We start from the raw sequence: 15,647 nt of genomic DNA, 5'->3' as shown, positions 1-15,647 counted from the left end.
AGTAAAGCGCCACCAACGCGCTGTATTAAAAAGATATGAGATCAGCATTAAACATGAGCCTATGCCTGCTATTATGCTTAATAACAGTAACGGGACAGGCACAACGTAAGAAGACATCAAGGGGGAAATCAAAAGCCAGAACGGCAAAAACAGTAAAAACGACAAGAAGTGTTGCTTCTTCCTACACCACACAACAACAGGTACAACTCAGGAAATCGTTCTACCTGTTATATATGCTGGAAAGGTCGGCGCCGATACATAATGCCGTTGTAAAGAACACCGTCTTCAATCAGATAGCGCGCGACAGACAGACACGTCTTACCACGGCATACAGCCAATGCGGAGATGCAACGTGTATCAGTAAGGCTCTTGAATGGACGCCGGATGAGATCCACGATGCAGGTGAGGAATTTAAACGCCTGGTGTTGTCGAATAACGATGTTGCGGAATTAGTGGAACGTCTGAAAGTCGTAGAACGTTATCCGGTGTATACACCCGATGCCGATACTACCTTTATACGCAAAGCATGGGAAGATGTGGCAGCCGGTATTAACCACATCTGCAGGGTATATCTTGGAGGAGCGCGTCCCCGTTACCCCAGGATCGATTCTATTTCTTTCAGCCCTGCCAGCCCGGCATTTGTGAAGCTGGTGAAGACAGCTGTGCAGCCGTTACTGGTATCAAATGCAGGCAATGCCTTTTACAGACAACCGTTAGTGGCTTCACTGAAGGCACTGGAAATCAACGGAAGGGATGAAGCTACCCGTTACGAACCTTTATACAAAGGGCAGAATGCAGCCCCTTTTGCAAAATCCAAAAGGACCAACTGGAACGCCTATCGCTTCAGCAGCATCATGGTACCTGGAAGCGGGCCGGGAAAAGCAGGTATGACGATGGACAGCATGGGCATGTTCCGTTGCAAGTTAGCGGCAGAACAATACAACAAAAAAGTAGCGCCATTTATCATTGTATCCGGCGGACATGTACACCCATATAAAACACCGGTCTGTGAAGCAGTGGAGATGAAGAAGTACATGGTGAGCAAGCTTGGTATTCCGGATAGTGCCGTTATCATAGAGCCGCATGCAAGACATACTACGACCAACATCAGGAATGCAGTAAGATTGATCTACCTGTTCAATATACCCGCAACTAAACCAATGTTGATCGTATCAGATTCATTCCAGTCGCTCGCCATTGAAAAGATGGCCGCACGCTTTATGAATGAAATAGGTTACCTGCCTTATACAGGATTAGAAAGAAAAGGACCTACCGAAAATATTATAACGCCTGATCTGAAAGCCTGGCAGCAGGACCCTGAAGATCCGCTCGATCCTTAAGCCAACGGCGCCCTTTCATCACCCTGGTAACCATCATGGCAGCTACTGTATCGCCGGTAGCGTTCAGGATGGTGGCCAGGGGATCCACGAGGGTACCGATCACCATTACAGCCGGAAGCGCTTCTATCGGAAAACCATATACAGACATTACCAGCAATTCCCCGATATAACCTCCATTAGGAATTCCCCCCTCTACGATACTAACGATCACTGTTACGCCCAATGCGAGCAGTACGGTATCCACGCCCGTCAGCGGCCTGCCGAACATGGCGAATACCACGCCTATTTTTACAATTGAAGAGATACTGGAACCATCTTTATGCAAGGTACCGCCTAATGGCACCACAACATTACCGATATGTTCAGGAATACCCATGCGCTGCGCAGCGGTCAGGTTAGCCGGTATAGTAGCAATGCTGCTGCAGGAACCCAATGCGGTGAATGTAGGTATGAGGTTGTTCTTCCAGTAGATCTTTACGCCAGCCATACCGCCCGCCATAAAAGCATAGACGCTGAACATGACGATGAAGTAAAATATCCCAAAGCCATAATAGAGCGCCATTGAACTGGCATAGGTGCCAAATAATTCTGGTCCCAGTGTACCTACCTGGTAAGCAAAATAAGCACCCAGACCGATCGGGCCGAGTATCATAATAATGTTCAGCAGTTCCTTCATCACCTCATTGCCCGAATCCAGGAAGCGGCGGAAGGCCTTACCGGATTCTCCTGCCTTCAGTGCTGCAAATCCCACCAGGGCGGAAAAGATAATGAAAGGCAACATATTCTTCCTGGATAGCAGTTCATAAAATTCTCCTACTGTCAGTAGGCGGGTAAGCTGATCGCCTGCGCTGCCCGTTTGCATATGTTCCATAGTATTCGGACCGGTAGTGACCGCCTTTAAGGGAAAGAACCAGATGGCCACGATAGTCAGGAAGGCGGATACCAGTACAGTGCCGACGAAAACCGCTCCCATTACAGATATCACTTTGCCCAGTTTTTGACTGGGATCAACATTGGCTATAGCTGAAGAAATGGCAAAAAATACCAACGGTATAACTGCCGTAAAGAGAAGGTTAAGGAATATATCGCCTATCGGTTTGATCACTTCCACCTGTTTTCCGAAGATCAGTCCCAGAATGCTGCCGGCAATTATTCCACCGAGCAGCAGTAACAGGCTGCTATAGTTTTTGAGTATGGTCCGCATGGCTCAAATATATTGAAAAGTCCACTTTATCAGATGATTTGTCCATTTATCGCTTTTCCGGTGTTGAGTATCTTTGCCTACTATGAACAGGAAGGATTTTCTGGCTGCAATGGCCGTTTTACCTGTAGGAGGATTATATATGCAATTACAAGAACTGGGGAAGATCACCCATGATTATCAGCGTACTACATTGATGCCGGCTATGTTCATCGGACATGGTAATCCGATGAACGCTATTTCCGACAATGCTTTCACCCGCCGTTTGAAAGAGATGGGTGAATCTGTGAAACAACTGCCTAACGCAATACTGGTCGTATCTGCGCACTGGCTGACGCGAGGCACGCATGTGTTGACAGCCAGCAGGCCGGCTACCATACATGACTTCGGAGGTTTCCCGCAGGCACTGCATGATGTGCAGTACCCGGCGCCGGGATCACCGGAATTTGCCCGTGAAACGGCACAACTGATCAAAAGCACGCAGGTAGTGGAAGATGATCAGTGGGGGCTGGACCACGGTACATGGTCGGTACTGAAACATATGTACCCCGAGGCCAATATCCCGGTATTTCAGTTGAGCATCGATTACTACAAGCCACCGGCATATCATTACCAGCTGGCGCAGGAATTGAGAGAGTTGCGTAAAAGAGGGGTACTGATAGTAGGGAGCGGGAACATCGTACATAACCTCCGGAAGATCAGTTTTTCCGATAACGCCGCTCCGTTTGACTGGGCGCTTGAATTTGACGCTACTGTAAAGAGCAAAATAGAGCAGCGTGCGTTCGACGACCTGTTGCATTACGAGAAACTGGGTGAGGCCGCGAAGCTCTCCATTCCAACACCCGACCATTATTTTCCGTTCATTTACGGTCTGGGTCTTGCGGGAGACAATGAAGAGATCAGGTTCACTTACGAAGAGATCCAGAACGGAAGTATCAGTATGCGTTGCTTCCAGGTAGGAGAGTAGTACTACCTTTCCGAACATAAAAAGATCCATAGACAATGGTGCCAAAGCGAGCTTTTGTTCTATGGATTTTTTGCATTAAACAGGCGCTTAAATATTTAATTGTAAATTTGACATTTATCATTATCTTGCATGAGATAGCAATTACATTTACCCAGTATTGACTATCCGGATATTCCACCGTTTATGATATTCTATCCGGCAGGCTATGATGTGCTGATACATCACCGGCGAGCAGCGATTGCCTCCAGGCTGTCCGGTTTGTTTCATATCTGTTATATCGTGATGTTTGATGACGTGGAATTTCCCTGCTCAAAAAATAAAAATGTTTCTGCGAACTGCATGCAAACCCAGTAATTTTTGCCGCATGCGGTCGATTCAATAACGTGAACTAGATCACGAAGGTCGAACTCATTCGACCTTCTTTTTTTACCCTTTAGGCGCCCCTTTTTTCACTTGTTCTGGTATCGCTTATGTATTCATCTGATATTCTTCATCCTGCGTTGATCCTACGTTCATGAACGTAAGATTAACGCAGGATGAAGAATATCTGAGCGATATCAAACCGGGATAAGCAAAATCACCTGGGAAAGGAGCGATGGGTTAAGTGTATTTCTAATTCATAACTGCATCTTTTGAATGGATTTCCGACCCCGCGTTTTTGCGTCCTATATACGCGCTTTTGCATCCTGTATACATGGTTTTGTGTCCTGTATACATTGCCGGAAATGGCGAAAATTAAAGGGCTAAATTTGCATTAACGATCATGATCAGCAGGGTGGCACCCATAGCAGGAGAGGGGCGCCTCCTGCTTCCGGGAAAATCAGCGATCGTCTTTCAGGGATTCAACTTCATCCTATTTTAGTAGCTTTGGCCTGCAAAAATTGTAAACAGGCATATGAAAAAGGCATTTATTTTCGACATGAATGGCACGATGATCGACGACATGGGTTATCATCTGGAAGGTTGGTATAACACTTTGACTGAGCTGGGTGCAGGCTTGAGCAGGGAAGCAGTGAAGAAGGAAATGTATGGCAAGAACCAGGAATTGCTGGTACGTGTTTTTGGAAAGGACCGTTTCACCACGGCAGAGATGGACGAGCTATCCCTGGAAAAAGAGAAAAGGTACCAGGCGGCTTACCTGCCTCACCTGGAGCTAATACCAGGTTTGCAGGCTTTCCTGGACGCAGCAGATAAACAGGGTATCCTGATGGGTATAGGTACGGCAGCTATTCCTTTTAACGTTGACTTTGCACTGGACAATCTTCATATAAGGCATTACTTCAAAAGCATCATTACCGCCAATGATGTAGCTACCAGTAAACCTCATCCGGAAGTATTCCTGAAAGCAGCTGCAGAACTGGGCGTTGATCCTGCTTCGTGTATCGTGTTCGAAGATGCTCCTAAAGGCGTTGAAGCAGCTGCTAATGCAGGCATGAAAGCCGTTGTGATCACTACCATGCACACGCGTGAAGAGTTCAGCGACTATAATAACATCATTACTTTCGTACCGGATTATACCGCTCTTAACCCGGATCAGTTATTCTGATAAAATATAATTGTAAAAATGACATTTAAAGTTCTATCTTGTGTAGAAATAAACAGTCTGTGGGTCAAAATGCTGGCAATGTCAAAGGGGAGTTTTATATTAGCGGAATTAAACTCCTGGAAAGTATGACACGTTATTCCCGGCAAACCCGGATGCTGGTAGCTGTAGACTGTATTATTTTCGGTTTTGACGGACAGGATCTAAAGCTTTTGCTGATCAAGCGCGGTTTTGAGCCGGAAAAGGGAAAATGGAGCCTGATGGGCGGTTTCGTTCAGGCGGATGAAGATCTGGAACAGGCAGCGGCCCGCACGCTGACCAAGCTTACAGGGTTGGAAGGGGTCTACATGGAGCAGTTGACAGCTTTTGGTAGCCCGGACAGAGACCCGATGGAGCGTACGCTTTCTGTAGCCTATTTCGCACTGATCGACATCAACCAGTACAAACAGCAGATCACGGATGAGTATAAGGCTGAGTGGTTCCCACTCAAAGAAGCCCCCAAACTGATCTTCGATCATGCCAACATGGTCGCCGAAGCCCAGGCGCGGTTACGTTATAAAGCAGCTATTCACCCGCTGTTATTTGAACTGTTGCCGACCAGGTTCACTATCCCGCAATTACAGATACTGTTTGAAGCAGTATATGACGCCGGCTTTGACAAGCGCAACTTCAGCAGGAAAGTATTATCTACCGGCTTACTTGTCAAACAAAAAGAAAAAGAGAGGGCTACTTCCAAAAGGGGAGCATTCTATTATAAGCTGGATAAACGAAAGTACAGCGCCAAATTCCACGCCTTCCTCAATTTTGTTTCCGATCCCGGAAATCTGAAATAAAGGCACTACTGATATGATAGTCACTGTTACAGTGATGGTCATATCAGCATTTTTTTGCCTTATTTAATAATTGTCGGTTTGACAATAAAGTAGACAGGAACAATTACTCATTTTTTAAATAGCTGCTGTTTTCCGCTGCCTCCCGGCAGGGAAGACCGTTTAAGGTTGTACGTTATGGAAAATTCATTTGTAATAGGTGTCGACTTCGGCACCGATTCAGTACGGTCCCTCGTAGTGAATGCTCAAACCGGACAGGAAGTTGGCAGTGCCGTGCACTATTATCCCCGCTGGCAGAAAGGATTGTATTGCGATCCCGCTGTACAGCAATACCGCCAGCATCCCTTAGATTATCTCGAAGGCCTGGAACATAGTATCCGCGGCGCATTACAACAATGCCCTGCCGGTACCGCCGCTTTGGTAAAAGGGATTGCTGTTGATACTACCGGTTCTACACCTGGTCCTGTAGATGAAACAGGTACACCGCTGGCCCTGCTGCCCGGTTTTGAAGAAAACCCCAACGCGATGTTCGTGCTCTGGAAAGATCACACCGCCAACAAAGAGGCTGCGCTTATCAACGATATCGCCCATAGTAATGGCTCCGATTACACAAAATATTGCGGAGGTATTTACAGCAGCGAATGGTTCTGGGCTAAAATACTGCACGTTGTTACAGAAGATGCTGCCGTAAATGAAAAAGCTGCCTCCTGGGTTGAACATTGCGACTGGATACCTGCAGTACTTACCGGCAACCGAAGCCTCAGCACTTTGTTACGCAGTCGTTGCGCCGCCGGCCATAAAGCCATGTGGCACGCTTCCTGGGAAGGTTTACCTCCGAAGGACTTCCTGGAGAAACTTCATCCAAGCCTCGGCAAATACGATAAAACATATACCGATACCGTAGAAGCTACCGTTCCGGCAGGCACCATCAGCAGTGAATGGGCTTCCAGGCTCGGACTTCCCGAAGATGTTGTTATTGGTACCGGCGCCTTCGATGCCCACATGGGCGCTGTTGGCGGTGGTATCCAGTCTTACTCGCTCTGTAAAGTGATCGGTACAAGCACTTGCGATATCCTGGTGGCCCCTATGGAGGAAGCCGGACATCTGTTTGTAAAAGGTATCTGCGGACAGGTTGATGGTTCTGTTATACCGGGTATGCTTGGCCTGGAGGCCGGACAGTCAGCTTATGGTGATGTATTCGCCTGGTTACGCCGTCTTATTATGGGACCGCTATATGCCCTCTTACCCGATGATGCAGAGAAACTCGCTGCTGCGGAAGATAAGCTACTGGGATATCTCTCCCAACAGGCGCAGCAACTGCCGCTAAAAGATAATGATCCCCTTGCATTGGACTGGTTTAACGGCCGTCGTACCCCCGATGCTAATCATACTGTAAAGAGCACTATCACTGGCCTTCACCTGGGTATCGATGCTGTACAATTGTTCAGGGCTTTGGTAGAGGCCACAGCCTTCGGCGCACAGAGCATTGCCGAGCGTTTTGCCAAAGAAGGTGTGCCTATCCGCGAAGTAATTGCACTTGGCGGTGTTGCCAAGAAGTCTTCCTACGCTATGCAGGTGCTGGCCGACGTAATGAACAGACCTATCAGGATAGTGAACAGTGAGAACGCATGTGCATTAGGTGCTGCTATGTTTGCAGCGGTTGCTGCTGGCTTGTACGCTGATATCAATAGTGCACAGCAGGCAATGACCTCCGGATTCGAAACCGTCTGGCAGCCACGCCAGGAAAATGTTCCATACTATGCGGCCCGTTACCGTCAGTTCCAGGAACTGGGCGCTTTCACCGAAAAACTATACGTATGAGCAACCGTTATCAAGCTATAAAAGAACAGGCGTACGAAGCCAATATGCAACTGCCTGCATTAGGACTGGTGCTCTTCACCTTCGGTAATGTGAGTGTGGTTGACCGTAGCGCAGGTGTCTTCGCTATTAAACCCAGCGGCGTGCCTTATACGCTCCTGACGCCAGACAGTATGGTGATCGTCGACTTCGACGCGCAGACTGTCGATGGCGCCGGACGCCCTTCTTCTGATACCAAGACACATGCAGTGTTATATAAACATTGGGAAGACATCGGTGGTATCGTGCATACACATTCCACTTATGCTACCGCCTGGGCACAGGCGCAGCGCGATATTCCTGTCTATGGTACTACGCACGCCGATCACCTTACCTGCGACGTGCCTTGTGCTGCTCCTATGAGCGATGAAATGATCAAGGGTAATTATGAGCATGAAACAGGCTTTCAGATCATGCAATGCCTGCAGGGCAAACAGCTGTCCTACAAGGACGTGGAAATGGTCCTGGTAGGTAATCATGCTCCCTTTACCTGGGGCAAGACAGCGGAGAAGGCGGTATATAACGCCGCCGTCCTGGAAGAAGTGGCCAGAATGGCCTACCTCACGGAAAGCATCCGTCCGGAGTGCCCGAAGCTAAAAGACTCCCTGATCAGAAAACACTTTGAACGTAAACACGGGCCCGATGCTTATTATGGTCAATAGCGCAGGTCATCATATAAAAATTCCAACAGCATGATACAGTTGAAGCAATTTGAAGCCTGGTTCATAACAGGCAGCCAACACCTTTACGGCGAGGAGACCTTACAACAGGTAGCGGCTCACGCAGAGAAGATCGCACAGTCACTCAGCGCAGACGCTAACATCCCGGTTCGCATTGTATTTAAGCCGGTCGTAAAAACGCCCGATGAAATATACCGCATCTGCCAGGAAGCTAATACAGCGCCAAATTGTATAGGCGTGATCGCTTGGATGCATACTTTCTCGCCTGCTAAAATGTGGATCGGCGGACTGAAGGTCCTGCAACGCCCTTTACTGCACCTGCATACACAGTTCAACAGGGACATTCCCTGGGGAGAGATCGATATGGACTTTATGAACCTGAACCAGTCTGCCCATGGCGACCGTGAATTTGGCTTCATGATGTCCCGTATGAGAATGGACCGTAAAGTGGTAGCCGGTCACTGGCAGGACCCGGAAGTAACCTGCGAAATAGGTACCTGGTTACGTGCTGCTGCTGGTTGGTTCGACTGGCAGGGCGCACGCTTCGCCCGTCTGGGTGATAATATGCGCCAGGTGGCTGTAACGGAAGGCGATAAAGTAGAGGCAGAACTGCAATTCGGTTATTCTGTAAATGGATATGGTGTAGGAGACCTGGTGAAGTTTATAAAAGAGATCGGCGATGCCGCCATCGGAACGTTGGTACAGGAATATGAGCAAACATATGCTGTAGCAGCTCCCTTGCTGAAAGGCGGCGCACAACATAACTCACTAAGAGAAGCGGCCCGTATCGAATTAGGTCTGCGTGCTTTCCTGGAAGAGGGAAAATTCAAAGGCTTTACAGATACTTTTGAAGACCTGCATGGTATGGAGCAGTTGCCCGGCCTCGCCGTTCAGCGGCTCATGGCCGACGGTTACGGTTTTGGCGGTGAGGGCGATTGGAAAACAGCAGCGCTGGTAAGGGCGATGAAAGTAATGGGCAGCGGTTTGCCCGGCGGTAATTCTTTCATGGAAGACTACACGTATCACTTTGATCCGGAGAACCGTTTGGTGCTCGGTGCGCATATGCTGGAGATCTGTTCCTCCATCGCAAACGGTAAAGCGTCCTGCGAAATCCATCCATTAGGTATCGGCGGAAAAGCTGATCCTGTAAGATTGGTGTTTAATGTAGCCAGCGGACCGGCTATCAATGCTTCCGTGGTAGATATGGGAAATCGGTTTAGATTACTGGTGAATGAAGTTGAGGCGGTAGAGCCTATCCATAAGTTGCCTAAACTGCCGGTAGCGAGAGTGCTCTGGAAGCCATTGCCTGACATGCGTACGGGTTGCGCTGCATGGATCCAGGCAGGTGGCGCTCACCATACCTGTTACAGCCAGAATCTGACGGCTGCACATATGCAGGACTTCGCCGACATGGCAGGTATAGAGTACGTGCGTATTGGTAAAAATACAGACCTGTATCAGTTCCGGAATGAATTGCGCTGGAACGATGCTTTCTACCTGATGAAAGGATTTAAATAAGATCGTAGATCAATAACGGCTGAATAAGCCATGACGTGGAATAAAAATCGCCGTCCGCCTTCTGGCGGATGGCTTTTTTATTTACAGCGTTCCCCAGTCCCTGACCAGCTCTGTAAGCAATACCTGTCCTTTAGGCCATTCTCCCAGGTCGGAATCGGCATTGATATGTCCCGTCGCACCAGCATTGACAAAACGGCTTCCCCAGGCATTGGCAAAATACCTTGCCCTTTCCAGGCTTGCATACTCGTCATTCGTGCTGGATACAACAATACTTTTAAAAGGCAGGGGCCTCAATGGAATAGGTGCAAATCCACTCGCAGCCACCGGGAATCCGGGTCTTTCCGTGTCGGCCGGTGCTACCAGTAAAGCGCCTCTGATCCGGAGCTTCGTTTGCTGCGCCCAGTAAGCCAGCGCAATACATCCCAGGCTATGCGCGGCAATGACCACGTCCGGGCCTGCTTCCGCTACGGCGTCTTCAATTGTTTTTACCCATTCAGCCATGACAGGGGCATCCCAATTCTGCTGATCAATGCGTTTGAAACCTGATGTCTTTTCCCAGATACTTTGCCAGTGCAACGGACCTGACCCATATAAACCGGGTGCAGTTAATACCTTAACTTCCATAAAATAAACTTTATAGCACTCCCTTTATGCAGATAGATGATGGAATTGTTGGCGATACAGAGGATAACAATGTACGAAAAAAAGAATAAGAGGGTATAACCTCATCCGTTAAGAAAACGCAAATTTCTACGTATCCCGGCATATTTGGAACGTTTCATAGGGGAACGGCGGAAGATCTTCTTAAATTCTTCCTCTGTAAGCTCTTCCCAGTCCCTCGTGCTGAAATTGAGGATCTCGGGTATGGGGGTGAACTCCACCGTCTGATTCGGCCTGGAAAACCTGTTCCAGGGGCATACGTCCTGGCATACATCACAACCGAACATCCAGTTGTCGAATTGACCCTGCATGTTGTCAGGGATCAGTAACTCTTTCAGCTCTATCGTAAAATAAGAAATACAACGGCTGCCGTCCACTACGCCCGGTGCTACCAAAGCTTCCGTAGGACAAGCGTCCAGGCAGCGTGTGCAGGATCCGCAATAATCGCCGACAGGACCATCGTATTCAAGGGTGACATCTGTTATAAGCGTAGCAATAAAAAAGAAGGAGCCCGCCTGTTTATGGATGAGGTTCCCGTTCTTGCCCAGCCAGCCCAGACCGCTTCTTTGCGCCCAGCTTCTTTCCAGTACTGGCGCAGAATCTACAAACCCGCGTCCGCTTACAGCGCCGAATTCCTCCTGCATGCGGGCCAGTAACGTATTCAACTTAGCCTTAATGACTTCGTGATAGTCCTGCCCGTACGCGTATTTCGAGATCTTAGGCCCTTCAGCTTGTTGCTGCTGCGCAGGGTAATAATTCAGCAAGAGGGTAATAACGGACTGTGCATTGTCGACCAGCTTCCGCGGATCGATCCGCTTATCGAAGTTGTTCTCCATATAATGCATGGAGCCATGCATTCCCTTATGCAGCCACTGTTCCAGCCTGCGGGCATCATCGTCCAGCTGGACTGCCTTTGCAATACCACAATGGTCAAAGCCCAGATCCGCCGCATGTTTCTTGATGAATGCCGTATATTTTGCCGCAAGGTTCATGAATGAGTGCAAGTTACATAAAAATAAAAGTTTGCTATAGCAATAGTTGGAATACACTTTTTCCATACCTTCATCCCAAAATAATCCTTATATCTGTATGCGTAGCAGATCTATTGTGCTCCCCATGCACCTCATTGCAGGGTGCCTGTTCACACTTACAACATTTTCTCAGACCAGGGACAAGGTCAAATTTGGGAAAATCAGTCCGGAGGACTTTGCACCGACCACCTTTGAAAAAGATACCTCGGCACACGCGGTTATCCTGGCGGATATTGGTACATCAGACTTCCAGGTAGAGCGAGACCATTTTGAACTGATGTTTAAACGGTTGAAAAGGGTCAAGGTTGTTGACAAGAGCGGATACGACGTCGCGAATGTGGAAATTCCCCTCTATGTATCCGGTCAGGATGAGGAGAAGCTGAATAATCTTAAAGCCGTCGCTTATAACCTGGAAGGCGGTAAGGTCGTAGAAACCAAACTTGAAAGTAAAGGCGTCTTCACAGACAAGTACGACAAGAATCACATCGTTAAGAAATTCACCATTCCTGCAGTAAAAGAAGGGACCATCATCGAATATACCTATTCAGTAATTTCACCGTTCTACTTTAACCTGCAGCCCTGGAATTTCCAGGACGAGCATCCTTGCCTGCTCAGTGAATATAGTGTCACCATTCCTGAGATCTATGATTTCGTTTTCCTGAAACAGGATATCAATAGCCTGCTGGCAGTAAAAACTACGACCAACAGGCAGACCTATAACATGACCTTCGAAAGCAATGGTCCCACCAGCGCCTCTGAGCATGGTAGTTTCTCTGCTAACACGGTTACGAACGTCTGGACTGCCAAAGATATTCCGGCACTGAGAGAAGAGAGTTTCACCACTTCTCTGAGAAACCATATTACAAGGATCGAGTTCCAGTTGTCTGCAATAAAATATCCGGGCGCTCCCGTTAAACCTGTGATGGGTAACTGGGAGAAATTCGGAGAAGACATGAACAAACATGAGAGCTTCGGCGCTGACCTCAGTAAGAACAACGGTTACCTCGGAGACGTAGTTGACCAGCTGACCGCCGGACTGAAAGACGACACTGCGAAAGCACGCCGCATCTACAACTATGTGAGAACTAATTTCACCTGTACGGATCATTATGGATTGTATCTCAGCAAAACATTGAAATCTGTCTTCACTTCCCACAGCGGTAATGAAACGGATATCAATCTGCTGCTGATAGCGATGCTGCGCCGTGCAAATCTGAATGCAGATCCGCTGGTACTGAGCACCCGTAACCACGGGTTCACCCACGAACTGTATCCGCTGGCATCCCGCTTTAACTATACCATGGCCGCCCTCACGGTCGATTCGCTGACCTTTTTTATGGATGCATCCCGTCCGTACCTGGGTTTCGGTAGAGTGGATATGTCCTGTTACAATGGTCATGCCCGATTGTTAGGCAGTACTGGCGTATTTCCGGTATACTTCAATCCTGATGAATTACTGGAATCGAAGATTACCTATGTTATGCTGATGGGTGGAGAAGGTGGAAGCCTGAAAGGAAGTATGCAGCAGAACCCTACCTACTTTGAATCCTGTGCTATCCGCTCCTCTATAAAGGATAAAGGCAAGGACGCATACTTTAAAGGAAAAGAAAAGGACTTCGTAACAGAGACCACGATCAGTGGAGTTGAGTTAGAGAACCTCGATGATAACGAAGATGTGCTGAAGATGAAATTTGATTTTGAGATGAAAGCAGACGATGCCGGCATGCTTTATATCAATCCTTTATTTACAGAAGCTACACGTAAAAATCCTTTCCGCTCACAGGAACGCAAGTACCCTGTTGAAATGCCATGTGTAATGGATGAAACCTTTACATTGAACATGACTGTTCCGGAAGGTTATGTAATTGAAGAATTGCCTAAATCAGCTGTGGTTAAATTCAATGAAAACGAAGGGATATTCCAGTATCTGATCCAGCAGAGTGAAAATACTATCCAGTTCCGTTCCAGGGTAAAACTGAACAGGGCTGTCTTCGCACCGGACGAGTACAATTCGCTTCGTGAGTTCTTCGATATGATCGTAAAGAAACAATCTGAACAAATCGTACTGAAAAAGAAAAGCTAATCATGTTGACCTGTAACACAAAGAAATTCCTATACAGCATTTGCTGCTGTATAGGTTTCCTTTTATTTATGACGCCCGTATTTGCCGGCGATCCGATCTATCCCGCATTTATGATCCCCGATTCACTAAAGAGCAATGCGCACGTAGTGAAACGGCTGGAAGAAGTAAGTGTAAAGATCAACGATCCGGGAGATGTGCGCATAACAACGCATTACGTGCTAACCGTAATGGATGCAGAAGGAGAAAGATACGCGCGTGTAGTAGAATGGTATGACAAGCTCCGTGACGTCCGTTCTATTAAAGGCACCCTGTACGATGCACTCGGTCTTCCTATCAAAAAGCTGAAGCAAAGTGATATACAGGACAAAAGCGGCGTAGGTGGCGAATCACTCATGACAGACGACCGCTATAAGGAACATGCGTTTTATTATAATGTCTATCCGCATACAGTAGAGTATGAGATCGAGGTAAAATATAACCACTCTTTCTATCTGCCATTTTGGGTGCCCCAGGAAGCAGCCGCGTTTTCCGTTCAGCAGAGCAAAATGACGGTGACGGCTCCGAAAGACTATGTACTCCGTTATCGTAATCTGAACTATCAGGGCGAGCCGGTTATCACCAAAGATGGTAGTAACAGCGTTTATACCTGGGAGGTAAAGAACCTGTCGGCAGTGTCAGAAGAGCCATATGCGCCACGTTGGTATAAACGTACCACCACCGTTATGCTGGCGCCTGCAAATTTTGAAATGCAGCAGTACAAAGGTTCTATGAACACTTGGGAGGAGTTCGGACGTTTCATGTACGCATTGAACCAGGGACGTGACCAGTTACCTGATGCCGTTAAACAAACAGTGCATCAGTTAACAGATGGCTTGCCCCGCGAAGAAAAGATCTCAAAGCTGTATAAGTATCTGCAGCAACATACCAGGTATGTCAGTATCCAGTTGGGCATTGGCGGATGGCAAACCTTTGATGCGAACTATGTGGCCACCAAAGGGTATGGCGACTGTAAAGCGCTTTCCAACTATATGTGCGCCCTCCTGAAAGAAGCAGGTATTAAAGCTTCCTGTGTGCTGGTTTATGCCGGCGACGAGAACAAGGATGTGACAGATGCCGGTTTTCCTTCCAATCGTTTTAATCACGTAATCGTGTGCGTACCCGGTACGAAAGACAGCACCTGGCTGGAATGTACCAGCAATATCAATGCAGGCGGCTACCTGGGTAGTTTTACGACGGACAGGCCCGTACTGCTGATTGACGAAAATGGAGGAAAACTGGTCCGTACGCCGGTATATACTATGGTACAAAATCAACAGATCCGCCAGATCAACGCCACCATCGGAGAAACAGGTGATATGGTCATTAAGGTGAATACACACTATACCGGTCTTCAGCAGGATGACTTACATGCCCGCATCAATATGCTGACGAAAGAGAAGATCCTTGAACGTCAGAAGATGGCCGGTTATTTCTCCAGTTATGATGTGAACCGGTATGAGTGTAAGGAGATGAAAGAAAGTCTTCCAGCTATCGACGAACAGTTGGAGATCTCGGCACATAACTATGCCTCTGTAACGGGTAAACGTATGTTCCTGGAGCCAAATCTGCTCACCAAAACAGGCAGGCGCCTCTCTGCAGATACAGCCCGTAAATCGGACATCTATCTTGATGACGTTTACCGTGATGTCGATACCGTAAAGATCACCATTCCCGACGGATACACACCTGAAATGGTACCCCAGCCGGTGAGTCTGAAGAGCATGTTCGGTACCTATACCTCTAAAGTGACCGTAGAAGGTAATGTCGTTACCTATACCCGCTCTATAGACCATAACGGAGGTTCCTTTCCCGCTTCCGCATATCCGGAGCTGGAGAAGTTCTATAATGGCATGTATAAAGCCGATAGAGCCAGATTGGTCCTCGTCAAAAAATGAAAT

At 47.8% G+C, this 15,647-nt stretch carries 12 protein-coding genes; 9 read left to right on the top strand and 3 right to left on the bottom strand.

Annotation, left to right across the window (positions count from 1 at the left end; genetic code table 11):
• The first annotated feature begins 35 nt into the window (after nucleotides 1-35).
• Nucleotides 36-1,340 (top strand): YdcF family protein, encoded by a 1,305-nt coding sequence (locus C7475_RS02680; RefSeq protein ID WP_110050763.1) that lies wholly within the window; start codon nucleotides 36-38, stop codon nucleotides 1,338-1,340.
• Here C7475_RS02680 and C7475_RS02675 read toward each other — a convergent pair.
• On the bottom strand, nucleotides 1,282-2,544 hold the full coding sequence (locus C7475_RS02675; RefSeq protein ID WP_110050761.1) for a dicarboxylate/amino acid:cation symporter: 1,263 nt from the start codon (nucleotides 2,542-2,544) through the stop codon (nucleotides 1,282-1,284). The two genes, C7475_RS02680 and C7475_RS02675, sit on opposite strands and share 59 nt — an antisense overlap.
• A gap of 82 nt (nucleotides 2,545-2,626) precedes the next feature.
• Here C7475_RS02675 and ygiD point away from each other — a divergent pair, with 82 nt between their 5' ends.
• The 6 genes from ygiD (at nucleotide 2,627) to araA (ending at nucleotide 9,936) form a co-directional block, all read left to right on the top strand.
• Nucleotides 2,627-3,508 carry a 4,5-DOPA dioxygenase extradiol gene (ygiD, locus tag C7475_RS02670; protein ID WP_110050759.1) on the top strand — a complete coding sequence of 294 codons (882 nt, stop codon included), beginning with the start codon at nucleotides 2,627-2,629 and terminating at the stop codon, nucleotides 3,506-3,508.
• An 895-nt stretch (nucleotides 3,509-4,403) separates the two neighbouring features.
• Nucleotides 4,404-5,054 carry an HAD family phosphatase gene (locus C7475_RS02665; protein ID WP_110050757.1) on the top strand — a complete coding sequence of 217 codons (651 nt, stop codon included), beginning with the start codon at nucleotides 4,404-4,406 and terminating at the stop codon, nucleotides 5,052-5,054.
• Between the two features lie 125 nt (nucleotides 5,055-5,179).
• On the top strand, nucleotides 5,180-5,884 hold the full coding sequence (locus tag C7475_RS02660) for an NUDIX domain-containing protein (RefSeq protein WP_110052791.1): 705 nt from the start codon (nucleotides 5,180-5,182) through the stop codon (nucleotides 5,882-5,884).
• A 174-nt stretch (nucleotides 5,885-6,058) separates the two neighbouring features.
• On the top strand, nucleotides 6,059-7,702 hold the full coding sequence (locus C7475_RS02655; RefSeq protein WP_110050755.1) for a ribulokinase: 1,644 nt from the start codon (nucleotides 6,059-6,061) through the stop codon (nucleotides 7,700-7,702).
• Nucleotides 7,699-8,400 carry an L-ribulose-5-phosphate 4-epimerase gene (locus C7475_RS02650; RefSeq protein ID WP_110050753.1) on the top strand — a complete coding sequence of 234 codons (702 nt, stop codon included), beginning with the start codon at nucleotides 7,699-7,701 and terminating at the stop codon, nucleotides 8,398-8,400. The genes C7475_RS02655 and C7475_RS02650 overlap by 4 nt, the downstream gene beginning before the upstream one ends.
• 30 nt (nucleotides 8,401-8,430) lie before the next feature.
• A complete protein-coding gene (gene araA / locus C7475_RS02645; RefSeq protein WP_110050751.1) occupies nucleotides 8,431-9,936 on the top strand; it encodes an L-arabinose isomerase in 1,506 nt (501 codons plus the stop codon).
• 81 nt (nucleotides 9,937-10,017) lie between these two features.
• Here the strand turns inward: araA and C7475_RS02640 are convergent, their stop codons facing one another.
• Both C7475_RS02640 and queG read right to left on the bottom strand, forming a co-directional pair.
• Nucleotides 10,018-10,560 (bottom strand): alpha/beta hydrolase, encoded by a 543-nt coding sequence (locus C7475_RS02640; RefSeq protein WP_110050749.1) that lies wholly within the window; start codon nucleotides 10,558-10,560, stop codon nucleotides 10,018-10,020.
• A 101-nt stretch (nucleotides 10,561-10,661) separates the two neighbouring features.
• Nucleotides 10,662-11,588 (bottom strand): tRNA epoxyqueuosine(34) reductase QueG, encoded by a 927-nt coding sequence (gene queG, locus C7475_RS02635; protein WP_110050747.1) that lies wholly within the window; start codon nucleotides 11,586-11,588, stop codon nucleotides 10,662-10,664.
• Nucleotides 11,589-11,685: 97 nt separating this feature from the next.
• On the opposite strand from queG, the gene C7475_RS02630 reads away from it, so the two are divergent.
• Together C7475_RS02630 and C7475_RS02625 are read left to right on the top strand one after the other, a co-directional pair.
• Nucleotides 11,686-13,710, top strand: a complete 2,025-nt coding sequence (locus tag C7475_RS02630; RefSeq protein ID WP_146217446.1) for a DUF3858 domain-containing protein — start codon at nucleotides 11,686-11,688, stop codon at nucleotides 13,708-13,710.
• 68 nt (nucleotides 13,711-13,778) lie between these two features.
• The gene (locus C7475_RS02625) at nucleotides 13,779-15,644 is read left to right on the top strand and encodes a transglutaminase family protein (protein WP_158286397.1); all 1,866 of its coding nucleotides are present in this window, start codon (nucleotides 13,779-13,781) and stop codon (nucleotides 15,642-15,644) included.
• The last annotated feature ends 3 nt before the right edge of the window (nucleotides 15,645-15,647 follow it).

It is taken from the genome of Chitinophaga sp. S165, assembly GCF_003182155.1.
Taxonomy (GTDB): Bacteria; Bacteroidota; Bacteroidia; order Chitinophagales; family Chitinophagaceae; genus Chitinophaga.
This window is presented reverse-complemented; position numbering and strand designations above follow the sequence as displayed.